General features: G+C 40.0%; 22 protein-coding genes. 13 read left to right on the forward strand and 9 right to left on the reverse strand.

Going from position 1 to position 22402, the window contains the following annotated elements; all coding sequences use genetic code 11:
* Window positions 1-23: 23 nt before the first annotated feature.
* Window positions 24-1850, reverse strand: coding sequence for a glutamine--fructose-6-phosphate transaminase (isomerizing) (glmS, locus tag QXS89_05190; protein MEM3831571.1), 1827 nt, complete (start codon window positions 1848-1850; stop codon window positions 24-26).
* A 75-nt stretch (window positions 1851-1925) separates the two neighbouring features.
* Between glmS and QXS89_05195 the strand changes: the two genes are divergently transcribed.
* From QXS89_05195 to QXS89_05210, 4 genes are all read left to right on the forward strand, one after another.
* Window positions 1926-2456, forward strand: a complete 531-nt coding sequence (locus QXS89_05195) for a metal-dependent transcriptional regulator (protein MEM3831572.1) — start codon at window positions 1926-1928, stop codon at window positions 2454-2456.
* A gap of 157 nt (window positions 2457-2613) precedes the next feature.
* Window positions 2614-3096, forward strand: a complete 483-nt coding sequence (locus tag QXS89_05200; GenBank protein ID MEM3831573.1) for a QueT transporter family protein — start codon at window positions 2614-2616, stop codon at window positions 3094-3096.
* A 23-nt stretch (window positions 3097-3119) separates the two neighbouring features.
* The gene (locus tag QXS89_05205) at window positions 3120-3800 is read left to right on the forward strand and encodes an ABC transporter ATP-binding protein (protein ID MEM3831574.1); all 681 of its coding nucleotides are present in this window, start codon (window positions 3120-3122) and stop codon (window positions 3798-3800) included.
* Window positions 3793-4377 carry a hypothetical protein gene (locus tag QXS89_05210; protein ID MEM3831575.1) on the forward strand — a complete coding sequence of 195 codons (585 nt, stop codon included), beginning with the start codon at window positions 3793-3795 and terminating at the stop codon, window positions 4375-4377. The genes QXS89_05205 and QXS89_05210 overlap by 8 nt, the downstream gene beginning before the upstream one ends.
* On the opposite strand, the gene QXS89_05215 is transcribed toward QXS89_05210, so the two are convergent.
* The gene (locus tag QXS89_05215; protein ID MEM3831576.1) at window positions 4374-5489 is read right to left on the reverse strand and encodes a saccharopine dehydrogenase C-terminal domain-containing protein; all 1116 of its coding nucleotides are present in this window, start codon (window positions 5487-5489) and stop codon (window positions 4374-4376) included. The two genes, QXS89_05210 and QXS89_05215, sit on opposite strands and share 4 nt — an antisense overlap.
* A gap of 49 nt (window positions 5490-5538) precedes the next feature.
* Here QXS89_05215 and nth point away from each other — a divergent pair, with 49 nt between their 5' ends.
* Window positions 5539-6243 carry an endonuclease III gene (gene nth, locus QXS89_05220; protein MEM3831577.1) on the forward strand — a complete coding sequence of 235 codons (705 nt, stop codon included), beginning with the start codon at window positions 5539-5541 and terminating at the stop codon, window positions 6241-6243.
* Window positions 6244-6385: 142 nt separating this feature from the next.
* Here the strand turns inward: nth and QXS89_05225 are convergent, their stop codons facing one another.
* The 3 genes from QXS89_05225 to glmM form a co-directional block, all read right to left on the reverse strand.
* Entirely contained in the window at window positions 6386-6808 is a 423-nt protein-coding gene (locus QXS89_05225; GenBank protein MEM3831578.1) for a DUF2153 family protein, read from the reverse strand.
* Window positions 6809-6948: 140 nt separating this feature from the next.
* On the reverse strand, window positions 6949-7353 hold the full coding sequence (locus QXS89_05230; protein MEM3831579.1) for a Trm112 family protein: 405 nt from the start codon (window positions 7351-7353) through the stop codon (window positions 6949-6951).
* A complete protein-coding gene (gene glmM, locus QXS89_05235; GenBank protein MEM3831580.1) occupies window positions 7350-8711 on the reverse strand; it encodes a phosphoglucosamine mutase in 1362 nt (453 codons plus the stop codon). Before glmM ends, QXS89_05230 begins: the two co-directional genes overlap by 4 nt.
* A gap of 65 nt (window positions 8712-8776) precedes the next feature.
* On the opposite strand from glmM, the gene QXS89_05240 reads away from it, so the two are divergent.
* Window positions 8777-9868, forward strand: coding sequence for a DUF354 domain-containing protein (locus tag QXS89_05240; GenBank protein MEM3831581.1), 1092 nt, complete (start codon window positions 8777-8779; stop codon window positions 9866-9868).
* Between the two features lie 200 nt (window positions 9869-10068).
* Here the strand turns inward: QXS89_05240 and cyoE are convergent, their stop codons facing one another.
* The 4 genes from cyoE to QXS89_05260 form a co-directional block, all read right to left on the reverse strand.
* Entirely contained in the window at window positions 10069-10965 is an 897-nt protein-coding gene (gene cyoE / locus QXS89_05245; GenBank protein ID MEM3831582.1) for a heme o synthase, read from the reverse strand.
* Window positions 10966-11065: 100 nt separating this feature from the next.
* A complete protein-coding gene (locus QXS89_05250) occupies window positions 11066-12019 on the reverse strand; it encodes a glycosyltransferase (GenBank protein MEM3831583.1) in 954 nt (317 codons plus the stop codon).
* 62 nt (window positions 12020-12081) lie between these two features.
* Window positions 12082-12804 (reverse strand): energy-coupling factor transporter transmembrane component T, encoded by a 723-nt coding sequence (locus QXS89_05255; GenBank protein MEM3831584.1) that lies wholly within the window; start codon window positions 12802-12804, stop codon window positions 12082-12084.
* On the reverse strand, window positions 12801-14243 hold the full coding sequence (locus QXS89_05260; protein MEM3831585.1) for an ATP-binding cassette domain-containing protein: 1443 nt from the start codon (window positions 14241-14243) through the stop codon (window positions 12801-12803). The genes QXS89_05255 and QXS89_05260 overlap by 4 nt, the downstream gene beginning before the upstream one ends.
* Before the next feature lie 63 nt (window positions 14244-14306).
* On the opposite strand from QXS89_05260, the gene QXS89_05265 reads away from it, so the two are divergent.
* From QXS89_05265 to ppdK, 7 genes are all read left to right on the forward strand, one after another.
* Complete coding sequence (locus tag QXS89_05265) at window positions 14307-14882, forward strand: ECF transporter S component (GenBank protein MEM3831586.1); 576 nt, start codon at window positions 14307-14309, stop codon at window positions 14880-14882.
* Between the two features lie 90 nt (window positions 14883-14972).
* Window positions 14973-15947: an ornithine cyclodeaminase family protein gene (locus tag QXS89_05270; GenBank protein ID MEM3831587.1), complete on the forward strand. Its 975-nt coding sequence runs from the start codon at window positions 14973-14975 to the stop codon at window positions 15945-15947.
* A gap of 69 nt (window positions 15948-16016) precedes the next feature.
* Window positions 16017-16286 carry a hypothetical protein gene (locus tag QXS89_05275; GenBank protein MEM3831588.1) on the forward strand — a complete coding sequence of 90 codons (270 nt, stop codon included), beginning with the start codon at window positions 16017-16019 and terminating at the stop codon, window positions 16284-16286.
* A gap of 22 nt (window positions 16287-16308) precedes the next feature.
* A complete protein-coding gene (locus QXS89_05280; protein ID MEM3831589.1) occupies window positions 16309-16875 on the forward strand; it encodes an HD domain-containing protein in 567 nt (188 codons plus the stop codon).
* Window positions 16876-16925: 50 nt separating this feature from the next.
* Window positions 16926-18095, forward strand: a complete 1170-nt coding sequence (locus QXS89_05285) for a hypothetical protein (GenBank protein ID MEM3831590.1) — start codon at window positions 16926-16928, stop codon at window positions 18093-18095.
* Window positions 18096-18328: 233 nt separating this feature from the next.
* The gene (locus tag QXS89_05290; GenBank protein MEM3831591.1) at window positions 18329-19168 is read left to right on the forward strand and encodes a methyltransferase domain-containing protein; all 840 of its coding nucleotides are present in this window, start codon (window positions 18329-18331) and stop codon (window positions 19166-19168) included.
* A gap of 121 nt (window positions 19169-19289) precedes the next feature.
* Window positions 19290-22208: a pyruvate, phosphate dikinase gene (gene ppdK / locus QXS89_05295; GenBank protein ID MEM3831592.1), complete on the forward strand. Its 2919-nt coding sequence runs from the start codon at window positions 19290-19292 to the stop codon at window positions 22206-22208.
* Window positions 22209-22402 lie beyond the last annotated feature (194 nt).

Genomic DNA, 22402 nt, shown 5'->3' on the forward strand with positions numbered 1-22402 from the left:
ATAAGCTTTGAGCAAGATATGATCTATTCTACGGTAACTGTTTTAGCAAGATTTCTAGGTTTGTCAGGATCGAAACCTCTTCTAACTGCGAGATGATATGCTGTAAGCTGGTACGGTATCACGTATGGTATTGATGCTGCAATTGTTCTCATTCTAGGCATTGGAAATGTGAAGTCTGAGAGTTTTGATAGCCTGTCATAGTCTCTAGGCTGGATGCTTATGATCATGGCATTTCTAGCTTTCATTTCTTCAACATTACTTATTATAGGATCATGATCTCGGAAGCCGAATACTGTGAAGAATACTGGAAAATCTTTCTCGACCAAGGCTATAGGACCATGCTTACTCTCTCCAGCAGGATAAGCCTCCGCATGAATATAGGCTATCTCTTTAAGCTTAAGAGCACCCTCCATTGATACTGGCATAGAAGCATCTCTTCCAAGCACGTAGGAGCTGGTCTTACTCTCTAGAATCTCCGCAAGCTTCTCAGCCATTCTATCGATCTCTCCAAGACTCTTCTCAATATACTCAGGCGATGAAAGAATCTCTCTGATTAAAAGCTCTCCAATACCTAGCCCCATTCCTCTCGCGATTTCTCCAACAAGATATAATAGTGATGCAACTTGTGTTGTGAAAGTCTTCGTAGCTCCTACACCGATCTCTGGTCCTGCTCTGGTGTATAGTACATAATCAGATTCTCTAGGTATAGCACTCTCGATAACATTAGATATGGCGAGAACCTTTGCACCTCTTTCTTTTGCTATTCTCACAGCCGATAAAGTGTCTATAGTCTCGCCACTCTGACTTATAGCTATTAACAGATCTTCTTCTTTGAAGACTTTCTCGTAGAGAGCTATCTCACTCGCTATGAAAGCTGTTGAGGAGATGCCGAGATAAAGTTTCAGAGCATAGTCTAGCACAAGTCCTGCGTGGTACGAGGATCCAGCTCCTGTTATGAAGATCCTATTAGACTCTCTGAGGATTCTCATGATCTTTGGAATCTGATCTTTTAAACCCGCCAGAGTCTGGAGAATAGCCGTGGGTTGCTCGAATATTTCTTTTAACATGAAATGTCTGAAACCTCCTCTACTAATCATCTCAGGCTGCCATTCCACATATCTGATTCTCTCTGAGATATTCTGAGACCTTCCATAGAAATCCTCGATGTAAACTTCTTCAGGAGATATATAGCCTAGCTCTCCATCTCTGAGAACAATAACTCTGCTAGTATACCCTAGAACCGCGGGTATATCGCTTGCGATCATATTAAACTCGCTGCCTAAGCCTATTATCAGAGGAGAGAGATTTTTCGCGAAATATATTCTCTTATCCCGGCAGTTTATAGATAAAAATGCGTAAGCACCTTTAAGATTTGATACAGTTCTTCTGAGAGCTTCTAACATGTCTCCTGTTTCTTTATAGTGTTTCTCGATAAGATGTGCTATTAGCTCTGTATCTGTATCACTTCTAATCTCATGCCCTTCCTCAGATAGGATCTCTCTCAACTCCTGATAGTTCTGGATAACACCGTTATGCACGACAAGTATGCAACCATCGCAATCACTATGTGGATGTGCATTCTTATCAGAGGGAGGACCATGGGTAGCCCATCTAGTATGACCGAATCCGCAGATACCATCATGCTTGCTGAACTCAAGTTTTTCGTAGAGCTCATCTATCTTCCCCTTAGCTTTTCTAACAATAAGATCTCCTTTCGAGGTTATGAGAGCGTATCCTACAGAGTCATATCCTCTATACTCTAGTCTTTTAAGAATCTCTCCTATGATCTCGCCAAGTCCTCTACCTAGAACTCCTTGTCTAGCCAGAGTAACGCCTATGATCCCGCACACTCTAAGAACCTCTATAATTTAAATGAGGAGGGGGTAAATATATAGGGTTCCTCAGATTATGCTAAGGTGTTTTATATGAGAAGAAACACAAGATACGGGAAAGGATTCGAGGATTATCTAGAGGCAATATACAGGCTTAAGCTGGCTGGTGCTAAGATTACTGTGACTAGTATAAGCAAGGATCTCAATGTCAAACCTTCTTCAGTAGTCGAGCAACTGGAAAAACTCTCCAGAATGAAGCTTATAATATATAGAAAGAGATCTGAGAGAAGACCTATTATAATGCTCACTAAAAGAGGAGAGAGAATTGCTAAGAAGATCTATGATAAGCATAGTGTTCTTAAGAAGTTTCTTATGAACATACTCAAGCTACCAGAAGAAATAGCTGAAATAGATGCATGTTCTATAGAGCACTATCTTCACAGAGAAACTGTAGAGAGACTCTCAAAACTCTACGACTTCATGATTGAAGAGTTCTCAAGAAATCCTACTCTACTAGATAAATTTACCGAAATACTAAAATCCTCGAACAGCGGAAAAACTCTAAAAACTAGTGGGATAAACCCTGAGGCATCTGGTGGAGGTTTGGATCAGTGGAAATACTAGAGATAAGAATACTTCCAAAGATATTTGATCTCATCTCCGCTCTTTAGAAGATCTAGGTTTTCAGATATGAAGATTATTTAAGGGATTATACTAGATAACTTCTTAGAAAGTCTCTCAGGCAGGTCAGAGGTGGTCTTGCTTAAGCTCTAAATCTAAGGTGGATCTTGTTAGAGCAGGTATTGTAACAGTGCTATATGCAGGACTTACTCTGGTTCTTCAGCCTATAAGCTATGGTCCTGTTCAGGTGAGGATCTCTGATGCTCTTAGTATTCTACCGTACATACCCTGGTACGGTTTCAACGCGGTTATAGGTCTTACTCTAGGTACTCTGATAGCTAACATGATCTCTCCCTACGGCTTTTACGACATGATCTTAGGAACTCTAACAAACCTCATATACTCTCTAATAGCATGGGTTCTCGGAAGGATTTTATACCCATCTCTCTGGGGGATGGTGATAGTGGTTTTAGAAGAGATTATTATAACAGCTTTTATGATAGGATACGTGCTTCTCCACATAATATATCAAGTTCCTCTTGAGATAGCATTTCTCGGTGTTCTGATTGGAAGCTGTATTAGTCAAGGTGTTCTAGGTTTTTCGCTTGGATTATTAATTATTAGAAGGGGTAGACAGAGATAATAATAGAATCAAGAGATCTATGGGTGACTCTCGGGGGTAGTGATATTCTCAGAGGTATCAGCTTTAGAACTGAAGAAGGTCTTATAATGCTAATAGGATCCAATGGATCTGGTAAAACAACACTTCTGAAAACACTTGCAGGATTAATAGAGAGTTTCAGAGGATCTCTGAGAATCAATGAGAGAGATATAAGAAGTATGAAGAGAAAAGAGATAGCAAGACTCATAGGCTTCGTATGGCAGAATCCCTACTACGGCTTTATAGAGCCTAGAGTCTATGACGAGATAATCCTGATAACCAGGATTCTAAATGAAAAGAACTATGATAAAGAGATCATAGAAAGACTTGTAGATCCACAGCTCTTCAACAGAGACCCTTTTACTTTGAGCGGTGGTGAAGCTAAGAGAGTTTCTATTGCAAGCATACTTATAATGGATCAGCCTATATGGCTTCTTGACGAGCCTTTCGACTATCTTGATATGAAGGGCGTGATAGATCTGATAGATTTAATAAGAGAAAAAAGACGGAGAAAGATCATCATAATATCATCTGTTAACACAGGATACATAAGATTGATTGAGCCGGATAAGATAATGCTACTTGAGAGAGGAGAGCTAAAGTATTTTGGAGATGCAGAGCATATTGAAGATAAGATCTTAGAGAGTTCTGGTGTTATGTCTAGGAGGATGATATGCGGTGAGTAGAGTTGCTGATGAGATTCTAGGGAGTCATCTGAGGAGAAGCCTTCTTCATAGTAGAAAACTTCTTTCTATTAAGATTCTGTATCTGATAATCTCTATATCATTGTACATGCTTAGATTCATTCCTCTAGAAATTCTAGTTATAGTAGCTAATTCTCTTCTAATAATAATGATCAGAGCATATAGAACTCTTGCTACGGCATCCTTCTCATGGGCTATGCTTTCACTTATAATAATATTAGTAGACATGATCTCAGGCACTATCTCATCTATGGTGTACTTTAACCTCCTCTACAGCTATGCTACTCTCACTACTATACTACTATTCTATCTCACCACACCACCATCTCATCTGAGAGATGTATTTGGTATGAATATCTTCACCCTCTCATACTCTCTTCTAAGAAGTTTTCTAAGAGATCTGATAGAGATAATAGATTCATATAGAGTGAGAGGCTTAGAACTAGGAATCTTCAGGATCCATAGATACACACCTCTCCTCTACCAGTCTCTAGAGGTGGCTTTGATTAGAGAAGAGCTTCTAAGAGATTCTTTGAAAGCTCGAGGTTTTGAACACTAGATCCTTCTCTTCACTATGCTAATTAAATCTTTTTCAGGCTGGTTCTCTAAAAGCATTCTCTCGAAATAATCTTTATAGGTATAGAGATCCTCAAGAGGATGAACACCACTTCTAAACCTGCTCCTCTCTCTAGCTACTAGGAGAGTTGTCGACGCGAATACTATACTTGTAAATCTCGTTGTTGCAGGATCTTCAGGTTTTCCACGCATCATGATAAACTCTTCATATAATCCTCGAGAGCCTCTTGCTCTCACGAGAAGTATCGCTATATCTTCTGCATTGATTCTTAATCTTCTCTCTAGAATCTCTGCGGTGATCCTATAGATCTCTATCTCCTCACCTCCTATACTGATTCTCTCCCTATCTAGAAAGCCGAGATTCTTTAATATTCTGAAGGTCTCTATATGACCCGGCCATCTTAATGTTGCTTCGAACATGTTTCTAGCTTTTATATTTCTGAGCATTGTATGAAGTCCATCACTATAGAACCACTCGAGACTTCCTAAACCCTCTATCTCTATGAATCCTATCTGCTCTAGAGGATCTACCTCTATAATACTTCCATCTCTAACTATTTTTGCAGGTCTCATATACTCCTCCAAAAGATCCTCGGCACTCCAGGTTATAGTGTACCCTATAGGAGGTATATTTCTAGATGGTATTCCTCCAACATATATCTCCAGAGACTCTAGACTCTCCACAATATTCTGAGCATATCCTGCCAGCAGATTACTATAACCAGGAGCATATCCTGCATCAGGTATATAGATCCTGCCACAATCTAAGAATGTTCTCTCGAGATCATATGGATCTGATTGTTGATATGATACATCTATGATATCAACACATCTTGAGGCAGCAGATCTCAGCAGCTTATAAGCTTCTCTAGATGGAAGAGCTATCATTAAAAGATCTATTTCACTGAGGTGTCTTGCTATCTCGTTCACGTCTTTAACAGGTATAAATCTTGTATTCTCAAAATCTCTGAGAAGCTCTAATCTGCTGGGATCTCTATCGAATACTATTAATTCTAATCCTCTCATGTATCTCGTTAGAATCTTCAAACTTCTTAGCCCAACTCTCCCAAGACCTGCCAATCCCAGGGCTTTCATAAGAAACCCTCTTATATAACTCCTTCTAAAACTTTAACAGATTAGAAGTATGAAAACTCCTACGAGTTCAATAGCAGATCGTGTTAGTGGCTCTGAGATTCTGAGGATACTCTCTGAAAACCTTATGATAGACTGGAAGCAGTACACAGCACTAGTAGCTAAGAGATTTAGCGATGGCAGTCTATTCCCCATACTAGTAGGAGTTATACTCAGTCAGAACACTAATGATAGAAACTCTATCAAGGCGTACATGCTGTTGAGAGAGAGAATCGGAGTTAAGATCGAGGATATACTTAGAGCCAGCTTAGAAGAAATAGAAGAGCTTATAAAACCTGCAGGTCTTTGGAAGCAGAAGGCTGAAGCCATCAAAAGATCAGCGGAGGTAATAAGAGATCTAGGTGGTGAAGAATTTCTAGCAAGAGAAGATCCTGAGAAGATTCGAATGAAGCTTCTCGAGATCAAAGGAGTAGGAAAGAAAACAGTAGATGTATTTCTATCGGTAGCAAGAAGAGCACCATACTTCGCAGTAGATACCCATGCCATGAGAATAGCACTGAGATGGGGGCTTGTGAAGAGAAGAAACTATGATGAAGCTTCAAAAGCTCTCAGAGAATATTTCGGGTCAGATAACGCGGAGAAGGCACACCAACTACTCATAGCACTTGGTAGAAGATATTGTAGAGCGAGAAAGCCTTTATGTAGTGAGTGCTTTCTAAAGAGTATATGCCCTAGCTCACCGTATTCGTATAAATAGCTTTCTCGACGAGAAAGGATCTCATGATGATTTCAACTTCTTATCTAAAGATCTGTTTTTCAAAAATAATAGAATTCAAGAACTCTAGAGACAGTCTTAACCGTATAGAAGTAAGGAATCGAGGTTTATCTGAGAAATAGTTTTACATGGTGACTATAGGTGTTCTTCTCTCTTTCTCTCCTTCCTCGGAGGAGACAGAACCCAGTCTTAGAGACATCAGAGGTGTTATCTTACCCTCTTTAAGCATTCCAGCTGCCAGCTCTCTAAAGCTTGAGGTATGCGTTATGTCTAGTTCTATAAGCTTCACAGCTATATCATAGGTAGCCTTCCAAACCTGCTCCAGACTCGGCTTGTCAAGACTTGAGAGTATGACAGGATCCTGAAGCCATTGATCGAATGCTCTTAGAGTTCTTATCATGTGCTGGAATACAGCTCTTGTTGCGAGTACTATCTGAAGTCTGTCTCCTCCTGCTGCGATCTCCTCATTTAATTGTTTGAATGCATCTAGTGTTCTCTTCTGCATCTTAACCCATTCATCTAGGTTAGCTAGTAACATTTGAGCCATACGCAGTGCCTCAGTATTATACTGTGATTAGAACTCTTAAAAGCTCATATGAAATCTCTGTAAAAGACTTTTATAAATAGTTCTGAGAAAGGTAGAAGATTGAGATCAGGATCTCTTCTCCGATCCTATACGAGAACCATCTAACTCTGCTCGCTTGAGAGATTATATGGAAGTCCTCTTAATACCACTTCCTCGGGGATCTGATCCTTATATTTCTTTAGAAACTCTATATCATCTTTCTTCTTCCTATACTCATCTGGAAGCATTCTAGGTATCTCACCTATGATAGGATACCATCTACCACATTTGCTACATATTAGAATTCCCTCGGCAACCTCATATCTGAAGCACTCTTCGCAGGGAGGTTCTACACCTTCTTTTTTGAATTCCTTAATCTCTCTAGAGGTAAACGAGCACCAGAGCTCGCAGAGAGGTTTTCTACCTTTGAAATCTCTCTTGTAAGTATTTCTGCTGAATACTATAAGCTTTAAGGGAAAGTTCTTACACATAGGACATGCTAGAAGGTCTAGAAGTCTGTACTTCATAATCTATCCACCACGGATTTTATCTCGCCTAGTATTCTCTCAGCAGTCTCTCTCGACAGAGCCTCGATCATTATCCTTAGCACGGGTTCTGTACCTGAAGCTCTCACTAGAAACCAGTAGTCTCTTCCTATAACCTTGACTCCGTCAACCGTTATCTGTCTCTCCCCGGAGTACATTCTCTTAAGCTCTTCAACCACCTTCTCGGTCTTAGCAGGATTTGTCGGAGACTTGGTTTTTATAACATATGTCTTGGGAAGCTCTGACATAAGCTCGTCTAATCCTCTTTTCTCAAAAGCCATGTACTCTAGCATTAGAGCTGTTTTAGCTCCTCCATCTCTAACATACTGATGCTCTGGATATATGAATCCTGTGTTCTCTTCAAATCCGCACAAGCCTCCTCCCAGTCTGAGAAGTTCTCTAGCAATAACTACAGATCCTACTCTTGTCCATACTACTTCAACTCCATATGGTTTGAGAAGATCTTCTACAAGCATAGATGAGGAAACAGCTGTCACAACCCTCTTAGGCATCTTACTCCTTCTATTAAGAAGTATATGCTTCGAGAGTAGGATAGCATCTCTATCGCCCCAGTAAGCCTCTCCAAATCTATCTACAAACATAGCTCTATCAGCATCACCATCGAAGGCTACACCTAGATCTGCTTTCAACTCTCTAGTGACACTCCTCAGATCCGTTATAGTGTCTGGGGTAGGCTCATAAAGTCTCCAAGGAATTGGAGAGGGGTCTGCATTAATTGTGAAAACCTTGACGCCGAGTCTTCTAAGTATTTCTGGAGTTGTAGCAAGCCCAGAACTATTGGCAGGATCCACTACAACCTTATAATTCATAGAGCGGATCCTGTCTCTATCCACGAGTTCTACTACTTTCTCCACATAGTACTCGTTGACATAGTCATCTCTAGCCATGCTATACTGAACCTCGGTCCAGGGTATTTTTCTGAAGCTCATTTCATAGAATATCTTCTCAATCTCCTCTTCAACTTCTCTAGGAGCTTCGACACCATCGCTCATAACAAGTTTCATACCCACATATTCTGGAGGATTATGACTTGCTGTAACCATCACACCAGCATCATAACCTCTATCTCTCACATTAATCTGTAGAGCTGGTGTAGGTGTTATACCTGTTCCATAAACCTTAACACCTGAGGCGATGAGACCTGCTGCAGCTGCTAGGTATATTGTTTCTGAACCCGCTCTACCATCTCTTCCTATTAGAACTCTGGATCCTTTCTTCAGATAGCTTCCTATAGCCATTGCAAGTCTCATAGCCATGAAAGGATCCATTTCAGCGTTAAATACACCTCTCACTCCATCAGTTCCGAACAATCTCTTCATAGAGCATCCACAATATTTTATAGTTCTTCTTTTAAAAACAGGATTTGGTGTAGGTGTTTAACATATTGAAGCCTTTAGTATGGTTTGACGCTCTCACACCTAAACAGCTTCTTATAGGAGAATCTCTTAGAAGATTTCTAGAGAGATACGGTATAGAACTTCTACTAACAGCGAGAGATTACGATGCTATAAAAGGTCTTTCAGAGGCTCTGAGGATTAATGTAATTCTCTTCGGAGGCTATGGAGAGGATCTCTATGAAAAGCTTTTCTATGAAGGCGAGAGAATCTCCAGATCTGCTCAAATCCTCTCAGAATTCAGAGAGAGAGTTCTAGGAGGAGTTTCATATCCGAACCCTGTAGAAGCTAGAGTATTATACGGGATCGGCAGAGATCTTATAGTTCTCTCAGACAGTCCTCACGCGAGACATCCTCATAGGCTAAGTCTTCCCCTGGCATCTTATCTAGTCTTCTCAGAGTGCATTCCTATAGAATCTTGGAAAGAACACCTCCATCCAGGATTAAGTTTAGAACCTTACAAAGGTTTTGATGAGCTAAGCTGGTTTGAAGAACTTTCCGAAGCATTTTCAAAGAACTTCATAGAAAATCTAGATCTTGAGGAGAGGAATTATATTGTTCTAAGACCTGAGGAGTTTAAAGCCTCATACTATGAATGGGGTTCTAAGAAAGATCTCTGGCTTAAAATATGTGAGAAGATCTTATCCAGAGGTTTTAAAGCTGTTATACTACCCAGATACAAGGATCAGAGAGAATTCTTCGAGAGAAATCTCAGAGATCAGATCTCTAGAGGTTTAATCGTGATACCAGAACCCAGACAAGCTATAGGACCAGCTCTGATCAGGTATTCTGCCGCTGTTTTAACAGGAGGAGGCACCATGGCTAGAGAAGCAGCTCTACAAGGGGTTCCCGGGATCACAACCTTCCCCCTACGCATGGATGTGGATAGATGTGTTGAGAAGCTTAATCTACCTCTCAGATATATCTCAGAACCTGAAGAGATCCTGAGATTCATAGATCTTATATCAAGAGATCCCGACGCGATGAGAGTAGATGTTAGAGAAGCTTTAAAAGATATGAAATCTCCTCTCCCCAGGATCCATGATATCCTGAAGAGAATTAGAGAGAGAATGGGATTATAGGAAGCTCACATATGCTAACTAATTCTAATGAGAAGGTTCTGCTCCGATAATATTTTATCTTGTTCTCCAACATTATAAGTCTTCAGAGGTATTCCGAAACCTATTGTTCTCGTGTTTCATATAACAAGATCTATATATTGCTAGCAAACTCTATCTCTCGCAAGATCATGTGTATATAGATGTGTATAGGAATTAAACCTCTAGAATCCTAGAAGTCTGTCTAGGTATAATGCTATAAATAATATGGCTAGATAAGGACTTAGAAATTTAAATGTTTTTCTAATAGACTTCTTATCAGCTTCTCTCAGGTGTGAGCTCATGATTCTTAGGAGAAGTGATGTCATTATAATAGATGTTATAAGTGTGATCCAGAGTCTGAAGCCGTTTGCTACAAACATTACTATTACAACTCCGAGGATTAGAGAGATCATGAGCATAGAAGCTTTTACAGATGTTTTAAAACCTTTTACAACAGGTAGCGTAGGTATTCCCGCTCTTATGTAATCCTCTATATAGTAGGAGCTTATATACCATATATGGGGAGAACTCCATAGAGCTACTATGAGGAGAAGCCCTATAGAGTTTATATCAGGATAATTAGCATATGCTAGATATCCTCCGAAAGCAGGCATGCCACCTGCAAAACCTCCTAAAACAACACTAAGCCAGCTCTTTCTTTTCATGATAAGCGTGTACACTCCTATATCGATGAGGAAGCCTAGAACTCCTGCTATGAAGAACCATGGTGATATTATCCAGGCGATTAAAAGACCTGCTACTAGAGCTACTCCTGATATAACCGAAGCTTCTCTCTTGCTAATCATATTAGAGGGTATAACCCTATTTCGAGTTCTCATCATTATAGCATCTATATCCGCGTCCAGAACCATGTTGAATCCTGTGGTGCCTCCTACTGTGAGAAAGAGAGATAGTATTATGAGAAGAAGAGTAGGTAGATTTAAATTGTATACCGCAGCTATGAGGTATCCTAATACTCCGACGAAAATTAGAAGAGATGATTGCTTGAGTTTGAAGAGATCATAGATTATGTATATGTAATTCTTTTCATGTCTCGCTATAGAGCTTGATTCCATCATATGTGACTACCTCAGATTAAACTGCTAATGAAGCTATTATAAGTTCTATGTCTTCAAATGAGAAGAGATATAAGTTCTATCTTCAATGCTATCTTCAAATTCACTTATATCTTCTTATTATCTCGTCAGCCAGCTTGGCTGCTCCATCTGGAAACTCTCTAGGGATCTTTTTTCTGCATTCTTCAATTCTCTCAACAAGGATCTCTGATTCGATTCTATCCTCATAGCATACTCCAAGTTTCTCTGCGAGTATTCTAGCATCTTCAGCACCTGCGGTAAGTCTCCAGCCAGGGTTAGGGATTATTATAACAGGTTTTCTATAGGTTAGAGCTGCATCGATCACTGTCTTCCCAAGATGAGATACTACTATTGAAGCTTTCGCTATCCACTTATTTATATCAGGATCGAAATCAAAGACTATCCAATCTCTTCTACTTCTATATATGCTGGGATCTACTCTGCCTGTTTGCAGAACTACATTCTCTAATTTGGTTTTCATAATCGCATCGAAAAGATCTTTAAACCCATATGTTCCTGCAGTAACCACTATAAAACCCTCATCCCTGATCTCGTGCTCAGGCTTCTCATATAGAGGGCCGAAGAAGGTTCCTCTCGGGAGTATCCTCTTCTGCTCCTCCCATTGGAGGACTGTTATATCTGATATATAAGAGAGATACTTAGCTGAGGAGCTTGGCTTAGTGAATCTAACAGAGCTTTCTATGTTGATCACGGGAATCCTATGAATCTTACTAGCTATAGCTATGGGAACGCTATGGTTAGAACCTGAACTTATAAAAACATCTATATCACCAAGTTTTCTAATACTCTCTATAAAAGCTCGAGGAATATTTACAGCAAGCTTTATAAAACTCTCGTTAGGACCTCTAGCTTTTCTGATCTCAACAACTTCTCCATATCTCTCAACCTTACTTCTACTCCATCTATCTCCTGTAGGAATATAGAATATGAGCTCAGATCTTCCTGCAAGCCTCTGAGCTAAGGATACAGCATAACCCGTGTGACCTCCACCGCTCGCGGAAATACCGATCCTCATTTCAACCCCGTGGATATTCTCCACAGGAGGATAATAATTGAAGATTTAGAGGATTAGAATCTCTAGGTATGCGGGTAGGCTTGCATGATGATATAAGCTATTTGAAGTAGTAGAATCAAGTAGATCATATAATCTGTGTAGGTGAGCTTAGCAGATTTATACCTGGGTTTTCTCAGGGATAATCCTCTAACTTCTGCAGATATGCCAGCCCATAAAGCTCTCTCTATGCCTACACTTAATAATGGTATGATCAATGAGAGAGTATCTCTGGGTAGTATAGGAGTTCTTCTAAAACCTCTCTCAACTCTTGAAAGCGAGATCTCATCTAGATCTTTTTTCATCAGCTGGTAGAGTCTGAGAGCATAGAATACTGAGAATACAATCCCTTTAGGAAGTCTCAGATCTCTCTCGAGATCTTTTATAACACTCCTCGGATCTGCTAGCGAGAGGAAGAAGAGAGTTGCTCCAGAGATCATTCCCAACCTCAGGCTTATAGATGCTATAGCATTCAAAGCATTTTCCCTGATCACAATTAGAGGACTTAGATCTATTATGATTCTTCCTGTATTAGCTACTAGAAGAGAGTTTAGAGAGAGCCCTATCATGCCTAAGAAGAAGAGAAGTATTATAAGCCTGAACTTTCTAAAACCAGGTATAAAACCTATGAGCATGTTAAGAAAACCTGGTAGAAGCATTTCCCTTAGATCTCTTACTACAAATGCTAGAAGAGACACTGCGAGAGCGTATATAAAAAGTGTTGTCGAGAGAGGTCTTCTCAAAATCATTTTCCAGCTCCTCTCAAAAGTTCTAAAGCTTTGAAGCAGTCTATCTCCTCTATCTTCCTTTGAAGAGGATTTATGAGTAAAACTCTATCCGCTAGATCTCTTATAATCCTATAATCATGAGTTGATATGATTACCAACCTCCCTTCTCTTCTAAGATTCAAGAGAAGATCTCTAAGTCTCCTATAGAGATCCGGATCAATGCCTGCAGTAGGCTCATCTAGAAGAAGGATCTCTCTATCATATAGGAAGCTTATAAGAAGTGAGAGAGCTTTTCTCTGCCCATGACTAAGCTTAAAAGGACTCTCTCTATAAAATTCCTCATACCAAGGAAATATTCTGAGATAATTTTCATCAGATCTCATAGGAGTTCTTCTGATAGCTGAAAGCTCTTTCTCAACGCTATTAGAGATGAAAAGATAATCAGGCTGTTGCGGCGTGTAAAAAATACTTCTAAGAAGATCTTTTCTCTCAGCTATTCTACTTTCTAGATATATAGAGCCTTCCAAAGGCTTAAGCCATCCGATTATTGTTTTCATAAGTGTCGTCTTACCAGACCCGTTCGGACCTATCAAAGCTATGATCTCTCCCCTGTAGAACTCTAGATCTATGTCTTCTAGAAGTACTTTATCTCTATAGCCTATAGAAAGATTTCTAACTTCGAGTATTTTCTCATTCTTTCTCGTAGCAGAATCTTTATTACAGGATCTGAACTCCTCCATCTCCCTCTCGGGTTCTAGATATCTAGAGAGTTCTCTATCTAGCTCCTCCGATGATATTGAGCTGATGATTCTTCCTCTATCCATGATAAGGATTTTATCTGCTATATTCATGAAGTATTCGGGTTTGTGTTCTATAATTATCGTGGTTCTACCAGATCTTCTGAATTCTTCTGCAAACAATCTAACCTCTTTCACTCCCCAAGGATCTACCGAGGCTGTTGGTTCATCTAATATCACGATCTCCGGGTCATGTATTAAAGCTGATGCAAATGTAATCCTTCTCTTCTCACCGCTCGATAGATTCTCGATCTCTTCAAAAGCTTTCTCATACAAGCTAAGCCTCCTAAGCATATTACCAACTCTGCTCTCAATCTCATCAGAGCTGAATCCTAGATTTTCTAAGGTGAATGAAAGTTCATCCCATGCGGTGGGCATTGAAATCTGTTTATCAGGGTCTTGAAGCGCTAGTCCTATTCTTCTAGGAACTTCTCTATAATCCTCATAATTTAAAGGATCTAATCCTCCTAAATCTATCAAACCTTCTGTGAATCCTCCTAGAAGATTTTTGAGAACTCCTGTTAGTGAGAGCATCAGGGTTGTCTTGCCAGAACCAGATCTCCCTATAATCAGGATGGTCTCACCATCTCTAATCCAGCCTTCAACTTCTTTCAAAACCTCCTTAGACCTATATCCAGCTCTTAAGATATTGAATCTTATCATTGCCAACACCTTTTAAGCATATTATGATAGATAGTCTATAAGCTTCCTATAGCTGGCTTATAAATGTCTAAAGGTCTTAACAATGTGATGAACATGAAAAACAGGTCTAAACAGTTGAACATGAGATATACCTCGGTAGACTACTCTCTTCTAGGTCTTGTAGCCGTTGTTGCAGGGATTATATTCTATGCAACATGGTTTGTATACGAGTTTGGAAAAATCATTGGAGGACCTATAGTAGCCAGGATCATCTCCTACGGACTCTGGTTTATAGGAGCTCCACTAGCTGCAACACTGATCAGAAAACCTTTCTCCGCATTCTTAGGAGAAACACTTGGAGCATTAGTAGAAACATTGATACCAACAGTAGGAGGATTCACAAATCTAATATATGGAGTTGCTCAAGGTTTCTTCTCTGAAATAGCATACATGATATTCGGCTACAGAAGATGGGGGGCTGTGAATGCTGTTCTAGCTGGTGCTCTGGCAGGGATCCCAGCTGTGATGCTAGATGCGATTTTATTCGGCGAGATAGCTCCTCCGAGTGTGATGATCCTATGGTTGCTGTCAGCCGTAACGAGCGGAGGATTATACGGCTTCATAGCCTATATAGCTGTGTCAAGCATCTACAAGAGATAATATGGTTATTGAAGGTCTTCTCTCAATATGGCTAGCTATAGATCTTTTTCGACTTTTTTAGTTTTTTCCAGAGTATTTAATGGTGGTTTCATGGTTCTTATCTTAGGTGAAGAAGATGTTGTCAAAGTTCTGAGCTTTAAAGATGCTATAGATAGTATAGAAAGAGCTCTTCTACTTCAATCAAGTGGTGAAGCTCAGATTATTCCAAGATCTAGGATTTACATGAAGAGCTCAGTACTTCATGTGATGGCCTCATCATTAGAGCCTTTAGATGTGGCAGGTCTTAAAACCTATCTCTCAACACGTGAGAGAACAGTATTCGTAGTACTTCTATTCTCCATAAGTAGAGGAGAGCTCCTAGCGGTAATAGAAGGAGATATACTAGGGAGAATTAGAACAGGTGCTGCGAGTGCCATAGCTACTAAATATCTTGCCAGAGCAGATTCATCGGTACTTGGTGTAATAGGCTCCGGCAGACAAGCATATACTCAAGCTCTCGCTATATCTCGGGTGAGAGATTTTGATAGAATTCTAGTGGTATCTCAAGATGCTTCTAATGCTGAGAACATGGTTAGAGCACTTAGAGAGAAGGGTTTGAAAGCTTTCAGATCTGATTCTATAGAGAGTGTTTCTCGAGAGAGTGATGTAATATCGACAGCTACTAACTCTAGAAATCCTTTTCTAAAAGCTGAGTGGGTTAAGAAGGGAGCTCATGTAAATCTAGTAGGTTCTAATCATCCTTCAAGATCTGAGGCATACCCAGATCTATTCCTAAGATCCAGGCTTATTGTGACAGACTCTATAGAACAGGCTAAGAGAGAATCAGGAGATCTAATAGAAGCAGTTAAACAAGCCTACATAACCTGGGAGAATATTCACGAACTGTGGGAGGTAGTCTCAGGTAGAGTGAGAAGACAGAGCGATGAGGAGGTGACGATATTTAAATCTCATGGAGTAGCTCTGTGGGATATAGCTGTTGCGAGAATCGTTTACGAGAAAGCTTTGGAGAATGGTTTGGGAAGAGAGGTTGATTTTAAAGGTTTTTGGAGAGATAGATTCTTTTAAATTTTAAAGCCTGAAAAGACATATATATACTCATGTGATGTCAACATCTAGGATTATGAGGTGGTCTCTATGAGCTCGGGTATCACTCATGCAGATCCTAAGAAGAGATGGGTTGATAAGATGATGAAGAGTGCTAAGAGATATCATAAGATATGTCCTTACTACGATAAGAAAACAAACGCTTGTTTCCTGAGACTGGGAGGTAAGTGTGATAGAGATGGAAGGTTTGATGCTTGTCCTGTCTTCATAGAGTTTCTAGAGAAGAAGTATGATTCCATAACAAAGGCTGGGAAACCTCTCCCAGTGGACTTCATGGATCCTCTCATAATATCTCCTTAATCTTACTCAAGGGTGTTTTTAATTGAATCTCTTCAGAATCATTGAATCTGTTAAGAACACACCTAGATTAGGATGGGTTCAGAGAGGTATTTCAGCATCTGATGCCGAGACTATCGCGGCTCATACTCTTGAGAGTGCTATAGTATGCCTGGATCTCGGTGAGCATCTTTTAAAAGAAGATTTTCTCTCTCTTGAAGAGATTAAAAATGCAACTCTCATAGCATTGATCCATGACATACCTGAGGGAGTTATAGGAGATCTCAATAGATATGTCTCCAGGCATATAGGAGATATGAAGAAGAAACTTGAAGATCTTGTTATGGAAGAGATCCAGAATGATATATTGAAAGATCTCTGGAAGAGATATAGTGATATGAGAAGCAGAGAAGCTCTTCTATCTAAACTCTGTGATAAAATATCAACATATGTACAGGCTACGAGATATAGAAGGCTTGGGTATAGAACAGATGATATCATAGATAATGCGAGAATCGAAATCAGAGATCTGGGTATTAAGCTTTGTAAAGAGAACTCGAGATGTATTGATTCTATTGAGAGATACATTTCCACAATAGAAGCACAGATCTAAGGAAAAATAATTTAAGCACTATTCTTTAAAGCCTTCTCTAAAGGGTTTCAATGACAGCGTTAACTGTTAGAAGCATCTATCTAGCTCTTCTATCGGTTCTAGACCTTGTATTTATTCTGATTCTAGTACTCGAGCTGGGAGCAGATCCTAGAATGCTTGGTTTGATAGGCATGCTATGGAGCCTGATCTACGTGATATTCTCTCTAATAGCAGATAAACTAGGAGTCAGAGGTTCTATAACACTGATCTCGGTGGTATCATCACTAGCATTTCTCATATCAGTAGTGATTCTATTTGAATACTCCCGCTACTTATATTATATTGTAGCAGGCTACATGATGCACTCGATAGCAACTGCTATGGGAAGAGTTTCGAATAATATCTCGATAAATGAATCTTACTACTATGAAGAGTGGTCTAGCAAGATATTTGAATCTCAGATCTTCCAAAGATTCGCTTATGCAGGAGTATTATCCATCTTAATCCTAGCAGGTTTAAACATCATCTACTCTATATATCTACTACCCTTCTACATTACACTAGCACTACTCTTCCCATTATCACACGAGTTCAGAGGTTTTGAGAGAAGATATAGCTCTATAGTGTCTACACTTGATACAATAAATCATGCAACAAGATTCACAACAGTGACTCTAGGCAATAGCAGTATCTGGCTAGACTATAAGTCTTTCTCCGCAGTATTCGGAAGATATTCGACCGCTAGATGTCTTCTGTCAGCACTACTCTCCAGCATAGCTATAGAGATTCTAATGCTTCCTATACCTGCTGTGATGAAGAGATTCATGGATCTCAGGGAATTGCTTCTCATATATGTTATAATAGGGTTGCTAGGAGGGATCTCATTAATTCTATTAAAGAATCATGATGCAAATCTTCTCTCCTCAGGTCTTATGAGAATAATAGCATTAGGAATTGTATTCCTCTCCATAGGACTTACACCCAGTATAGCGGGTATAGTACTTCTAGGAGTGGGATTTGCGCTGATCAGTATCTCTAATAATCTCTACGTGACAACTGCTCTGAGCATATACAATACTCTATCCCATGGATTTGGATCGGGGATCTTCATAGCAGTCCTAGAAATAGGAGGGTTGGCAGGAGATCTGCTTTTATGGCTTTATGTAGGAGGGCTGAGCTACGAGGTCATAATGCTGATCTCAGGAGCTTTATTCCTTCTCACACTATTGATTCTCCGCTAGATCTCCAGAAGTTTTTCTACGCGATCTCAGATTAATCTCTCGCGAATCTTCTCCTCCTAAACTGATAAAATTATAGATTCACGCTGTTCTAAACCTACTTATAGCAAAGTTTTCCGCGTATACAAGAGTTCTACTATGATAGATCCTTTCTCCCGCTATAGAACATAGTTATCGGTTATAAGAGGGGGAGAGAATATGAAGGTCTAGTCTTTATCTAATAGTGAATGGTAGAAATGAGAATGCAAGAGATAGGATCTGACGGCTCTAAGCATGGCAAGACCTATAGAGATCTTTTGAGAGGTGTCTTACCTGATGATATTGTGAGCAGACTTCCCAGAAGTTTTGACTTGGTAGGTGATATAGCTCTCATAAAGCTTCCCGAGGATCTCATACCTTACGGACCTCAGGTGTCAGAGGCTATAATGAAGATCCATAGGAATGTTAGAAGTGTCTATGCCAGGAGAAGGGTTTCAGGTGTTTTCAGAATTCACGAGCTTATTCATATAGGTGGTGTAGATATTTCTGAGACTGTGTATACTGAGAATGGTGTTAGATTCTATGTGGATGTTAAGAAGATGTTTGTTAATCCTAGAATGGCTACTGAGAGGCTTAGAATTGCCGGTATAATTGATGAGGGAAGCTCGGTTCTAGATCTATTCTCAGGATATGGAGGCTTCTCGCTGAACATAGCTAGATTGAAGAACGCATATGTGGTAGCTGTAGATCTGAATTCTCATGCTATGGAGGCTTTAAAGAGATCTATTGGAATGAACAAGCTTAAAGGTGTTGTAGATCCTATATGTGGAGAAGCTCTTACAATCATGAAAGGCTTGAGAGAAGATTTCTTCGATGTGATAATACTTGATAACCCTACAGAGGTTCTCAAATATGTGGATGCAGGCATGAGACTTCTTAAGAGAGGAGGGAGAGCCTTCATATACACTCTCTCCGAAGATGAGAGCATTCTCAGAAAAAGACTTTCAGAGCTAGAGATCGATGTTATCGAATGCTTCAGTGTCAGAGAGTACTCGCCGGATCTAAGTATATTCAGGTGTAATGCTATTAAGAGATAGCAGATCTGAGAGTGTTGATTTAAATTATAAAACCCTAAAACCAGATCATTATTCTCAATAGTTTTTCGAGAAGTGATTTTAAATCCCTCTACAATGAAGTATAGAGAGGGGGATTTAATAGTTGAGCTTTAAGAAGTATGTGTATTCCTTTAACGAGGGTGATTGGAGAGATAAGAAGCTTTTAGGAGGCAAGGGATCTTCGCTGGCTCAGATGACTCAAATAGGACTTCCAGTACCTCCTGGATTCACTATAACTACCGAGGCATGTAGAGAGTTTTATGCGAGTAAGAGAGATGAGATAGATGCGTTAGTTAAAGAACTTGAGAAGAATCCGCCGCCAGCCGTAAGAGATGAGATTATAAGGAGAATATGGAGTATCATAGATTCTCTAGATCTGCCTAAAGGTCTTATGGATCAGGTTCTAGAATATATGAGATATGTTGAGAGAGAATCTGGAAAGAAGTTTGGAGATGAAAATGGAATGCCTCTACTGGTATCAGTAAGATCAGGAGCAGCTCTTTCAATGCCAGGTATGATGGATACAGTACTCAATCTAGGACTTAACGATAGAACTGTAGTAGCTCTAGCTAGAGCTACTAATAATGAGTGGTTTGCCTATGATTCTTACAGAAGATTTCTTCAGATGTTCGGGAGAATAGTTCTCGGGATTAATGAGAAGCTATTTGATGAAGCTTATAAAAGTGTTGAGGAGGAGTTCAAGAGAGATGCTGAGACGAGATTTAAAGAAGAGCTCGACGAGATCAAAATCCACTATCCGAAGTACAGTCTTAGACTAGATGCTCAGCCTCCTAGAGATGTGGCTCCAAATCTATGGGCTAGATCTGTTGAATATCTCAAGAAACTTGTTGAAGAGTATAAGAAGATCATCAGAAATAACTGGGGAGATTTTCCAGAGGATCCGTATAAACAGCTGGAGCTAGCTATAAGAGCTGTATTCAGATCCTGGATGAATCCAAGAGCTATCTTCTATAGAATAGCTAACAAGATCACACCGGATATGGCTGATTGTACGGCTGTTAATGTTGTGGCAATGGTATTCGGAAATACTGGGTGGAACTCGGGTACGGGAGTTTACTTCACAAGAGATGTTGCCACTGGAGAGAACAAGCCATATGGAGAGTTTCTACCGAATGCTCAGGGAGAGGATGTTGTAGCAGGTATTAGAGTTCCATACGATCTTGAGGAGCTTAAGAGGTTGATGCCTGAGAACTATGAGAAACTAATACAAGCTGGTAAGAAGCTTGAGGCTTTAAACAAAGATGTGATGGATATAGAGTTCACGATAGAGAATGGCAGATTATACTTTTTACAGAATAGAGCTGCTAAGATGACACCTCTAGCGAGAGTGAGAACAGCTGTTGAGATGGCTAGAGAGGGTATCATAAGTAAGGAGGAAGCTATACTGAAGGTACCTCCTGAAACAGTTCAGAAACTACTCTATCCAACCATAGATCCTAAGGTTAAAGCTACTCCCATAGCAAAAGGACTTGCAGCATCTCCAGGAGCTGTGAGTGGTCAGGTTGTATTCGATCCTGATGATGCTGTTCAGCAGGCTAGAGAAGGTAAGAAGGTTATTCTTGTCAGGGTTGAGACTAAGCCAGATGATGTTCATGGATTCTATGCTGCTGTAGGAATTCTAACCTCAAGAGGTGGAATGACATCTCATGCTGCTGTGGTTGCAAGAGGTATAGGGAAGCCTGCTGTCGTTGGTGCTGAGGCTATACTAATAGATTATGATAAGAAGATCTTCAGAATAGGAGATGTTATTGTTAGAGAAGGTGATTGGATTACCATCGATGGTAGTACGGGCTATGTATATCTAGGTCAGGTTCCTACTATTCTTCCAGAGGTTAGAGGAGAACTTGAGACACTACTTAGATGGGCTGATGAGATTAGAAGGCTTGGTGTGAGAGCTAACGCTGATGTTCCTGAAGATGCTGAGATAGCTAGGAAGTTCGGTGCTGAGGGTATAGGTCTTCTCAGAATCGAGAGGATGTTCAGAAAACCTGAAAGACTTGAAGTTCTTAGAAAGGTGATACTCTCCGAGACTAGGGAGGAGAGGGAGAGGTATATGAGAGAACTGGCTGGGATGATTAAAGGTGATTTCAAGGAGATGCTGAGAATAATGGATGGACTGCCTGTAGTTATAAGACTCATTGATCCTCCGCTTCACGAATTTCTACCATCACCTGAAGAGATTTTAAAACAGATCTACGAGACCAGAGAAGAGCTCAGAGAAGCTGGTAGCAGAGGTGGAGATGTTAAGAATCTAGAGAATAAGATAAGAGAGCTTGAGAATCTCTATAGAAGGGTTACAGTACTTAAAGAGCATAATCCAATGCTAGGGCATAGAGGTGTTAGAGTAGGAGTCACGTATCCAGAGATATACTACTACCTAGCAAGAGCCATGTTAGAGGCTACTGCGGAGCTTATTAAAGAAGGCTATAAACCTCATCTAGAGATAATGATACCTCAGGTTGCTCATGTTAACGAGATAAGATATGTGAAGCAGAAAGCCATAATACCAGCTCTAGAAGATGTTGAGAGAGAATATGGAGTTAAGATCCCTGTGAAGATAGGGACAATGATCGAGACTGTGAGAGCTGCTCTAACAGCTGGAGAGATAGCGAGAGAGGTTGACTTCTTCAGTTTCGGAACAAATGATCTCACTCAAGCAACATTTAGCTTCAGTAGAGATGATGCCGAGAACAAGTTCCTGCCTCAATATCTGGATCTAGAGATCCTGAAGATAAATCCGTTTGAATCAATAGACGTAGATGGAGTAGGAAGACTTGTCGAGATAGGAACTAGAGAAGGTAAGAATGCTAATCCTAATCTTGAGGTAGGTGTGTGCGGAGAGCATGGAGGAGATCCGTCATCTATAGAATTCTTCTTCAGAGCAGGATTAGATTATGTGAGTGCATCGCCTTATAGAGTAGCTGTGGCAAGACTAGCCGCTGCTCAGGCAACTCTCAAGTACTCTAAAGGAGCTGAGGTTAAAAAGCTGGTAGGAGAGTAACGGCTCTTCCTTTTTTCATTAATCAAAACCTGCTTCTCTCATGTTTTCAAGAATCAATTCTTGGATTTATCAGAATCCAGATCATAGTATAATCTAATGGAGAAGGATTTCTTCTGATTTCAATTAGTGGATACTGTGAAAAGGATCTGAGCTGAGTATTCTCTTATTAAAGGTGTGTAAGGTGTGTCATATTA

Source organism: Sulfolobales archaeon, from assembly GCA_038881635.1.
Classification (GTDB): domain Archaea; phylum Thermoproteota; class Thermoprotei_A; order Sulfolobales; family AG1; genus WYEN01.

Excerpts from the sequence above, each read along its gene's own strand:
- QXS89_05260 (MEM3831585.1), bottom strand. The coding sequence starts at position 14,243 with ATGATAAGATTCAATATCTTAAGAGCTGGATATAGGTCTAAGGAGGTT.
- nth (MEM3831577.1), top strand. The coding sequence starts at position 5,539 with ATGAAAACTCCTACGAGTTCAATAGCAGATCGTGTTAGTGGCTCTGAG.
- QXS89_05215 (MEM3831576.1), bottom strand. The coding sequence starts at position 5,489 with ATGAAAGCCCTGGGATTGGCAGGTCTTGGGAGAGTTGGGCTAAGAAGT.
- QXS89_05225 (MEM3831578.1), bottom strand. The coding sequence starts at position 6,808 with ATGGCTCAAATGTTACTAGCTAACCTAGATGAATGGGTTAAGATGCAG.
- QXS89_05255 (MEM3831584.1), bottom strand. The coding sequence starts at position 12,804 with ATGATTTTGAGAAGACCTCTCTCGACAACACTTTTTATATACGCTCTC.
- QXS89_05230 (MEM3831579.1), bottom strand. The coding sequence starts at position 7,353 with ATGAAGTACAGACTTCTAGACCTTCTAGCATGTCCTATGTGTAAGAAC.
- QXS89_05195 (MEM3831572.1), top strand. The coding sequence starts at position 1,926 with ATGAGAAGAAACACAAGATACGGGAAAGGATTCGAGGATTATCTAGAG.
- QXS89_05285 (MEM3831590.1), top strand. The coding sequence starts at position 16,926 with ATGACAGCGTTAACTGTTAGAAGCATCTATCTAGCTCTTCTATCGGTT.
- QXS89_05250 (MEM3831583.1), bottom strand. The coding sequence starts at position 12,019 with ATGAGGATCGGTATTTCCGCGAGCGGTGGAGGTCACACGGGTTATGCT.
- glmM (MEM3831580.1), bottom strand. The coding sequence starts at position 8,711 with ATGAAGAGATTGTTCGGAACTGATGGAGTGAGAGGTGTATTTAACGCT.
- QXS89_05290 (MEM3831591.1), top strand. The coding sequence starts at position 18,329 with ATGAGAATGCAAGAGATAGGATCTGACGGCTCTAAGCATGGCAAGACC.
- QXS89_05265 (MEM3831586.1), top strand. The coding sequence starts at position 14,307 with ATGTCTAAAGGTCTTAACAATGTGATGAACATGAAAAACAGGTCTAAA.
- QXS89_05270 (MEM3831587.1), top strand. The coding sequence starts at position 14,973 with ATGGTTCTTATCTTAGGTGAAGAAGATGTTGTCAAAGTTCTGAGCTTT.
- QXS89_05275 (MEM3831588.1), top strand. The coding sequence starts at position 16,017 with ATGAGCTCGGGTATCACTCATGCAGATCCTAAGAAGAGATGGGTTGAT.
- cyoE (MEM3831582.1), bottom strand. The coding sequence starts at position 10,965 with ATGATGGAATCAAGCTCTATAGCGAGACATGAAAAGAATTACATATAC.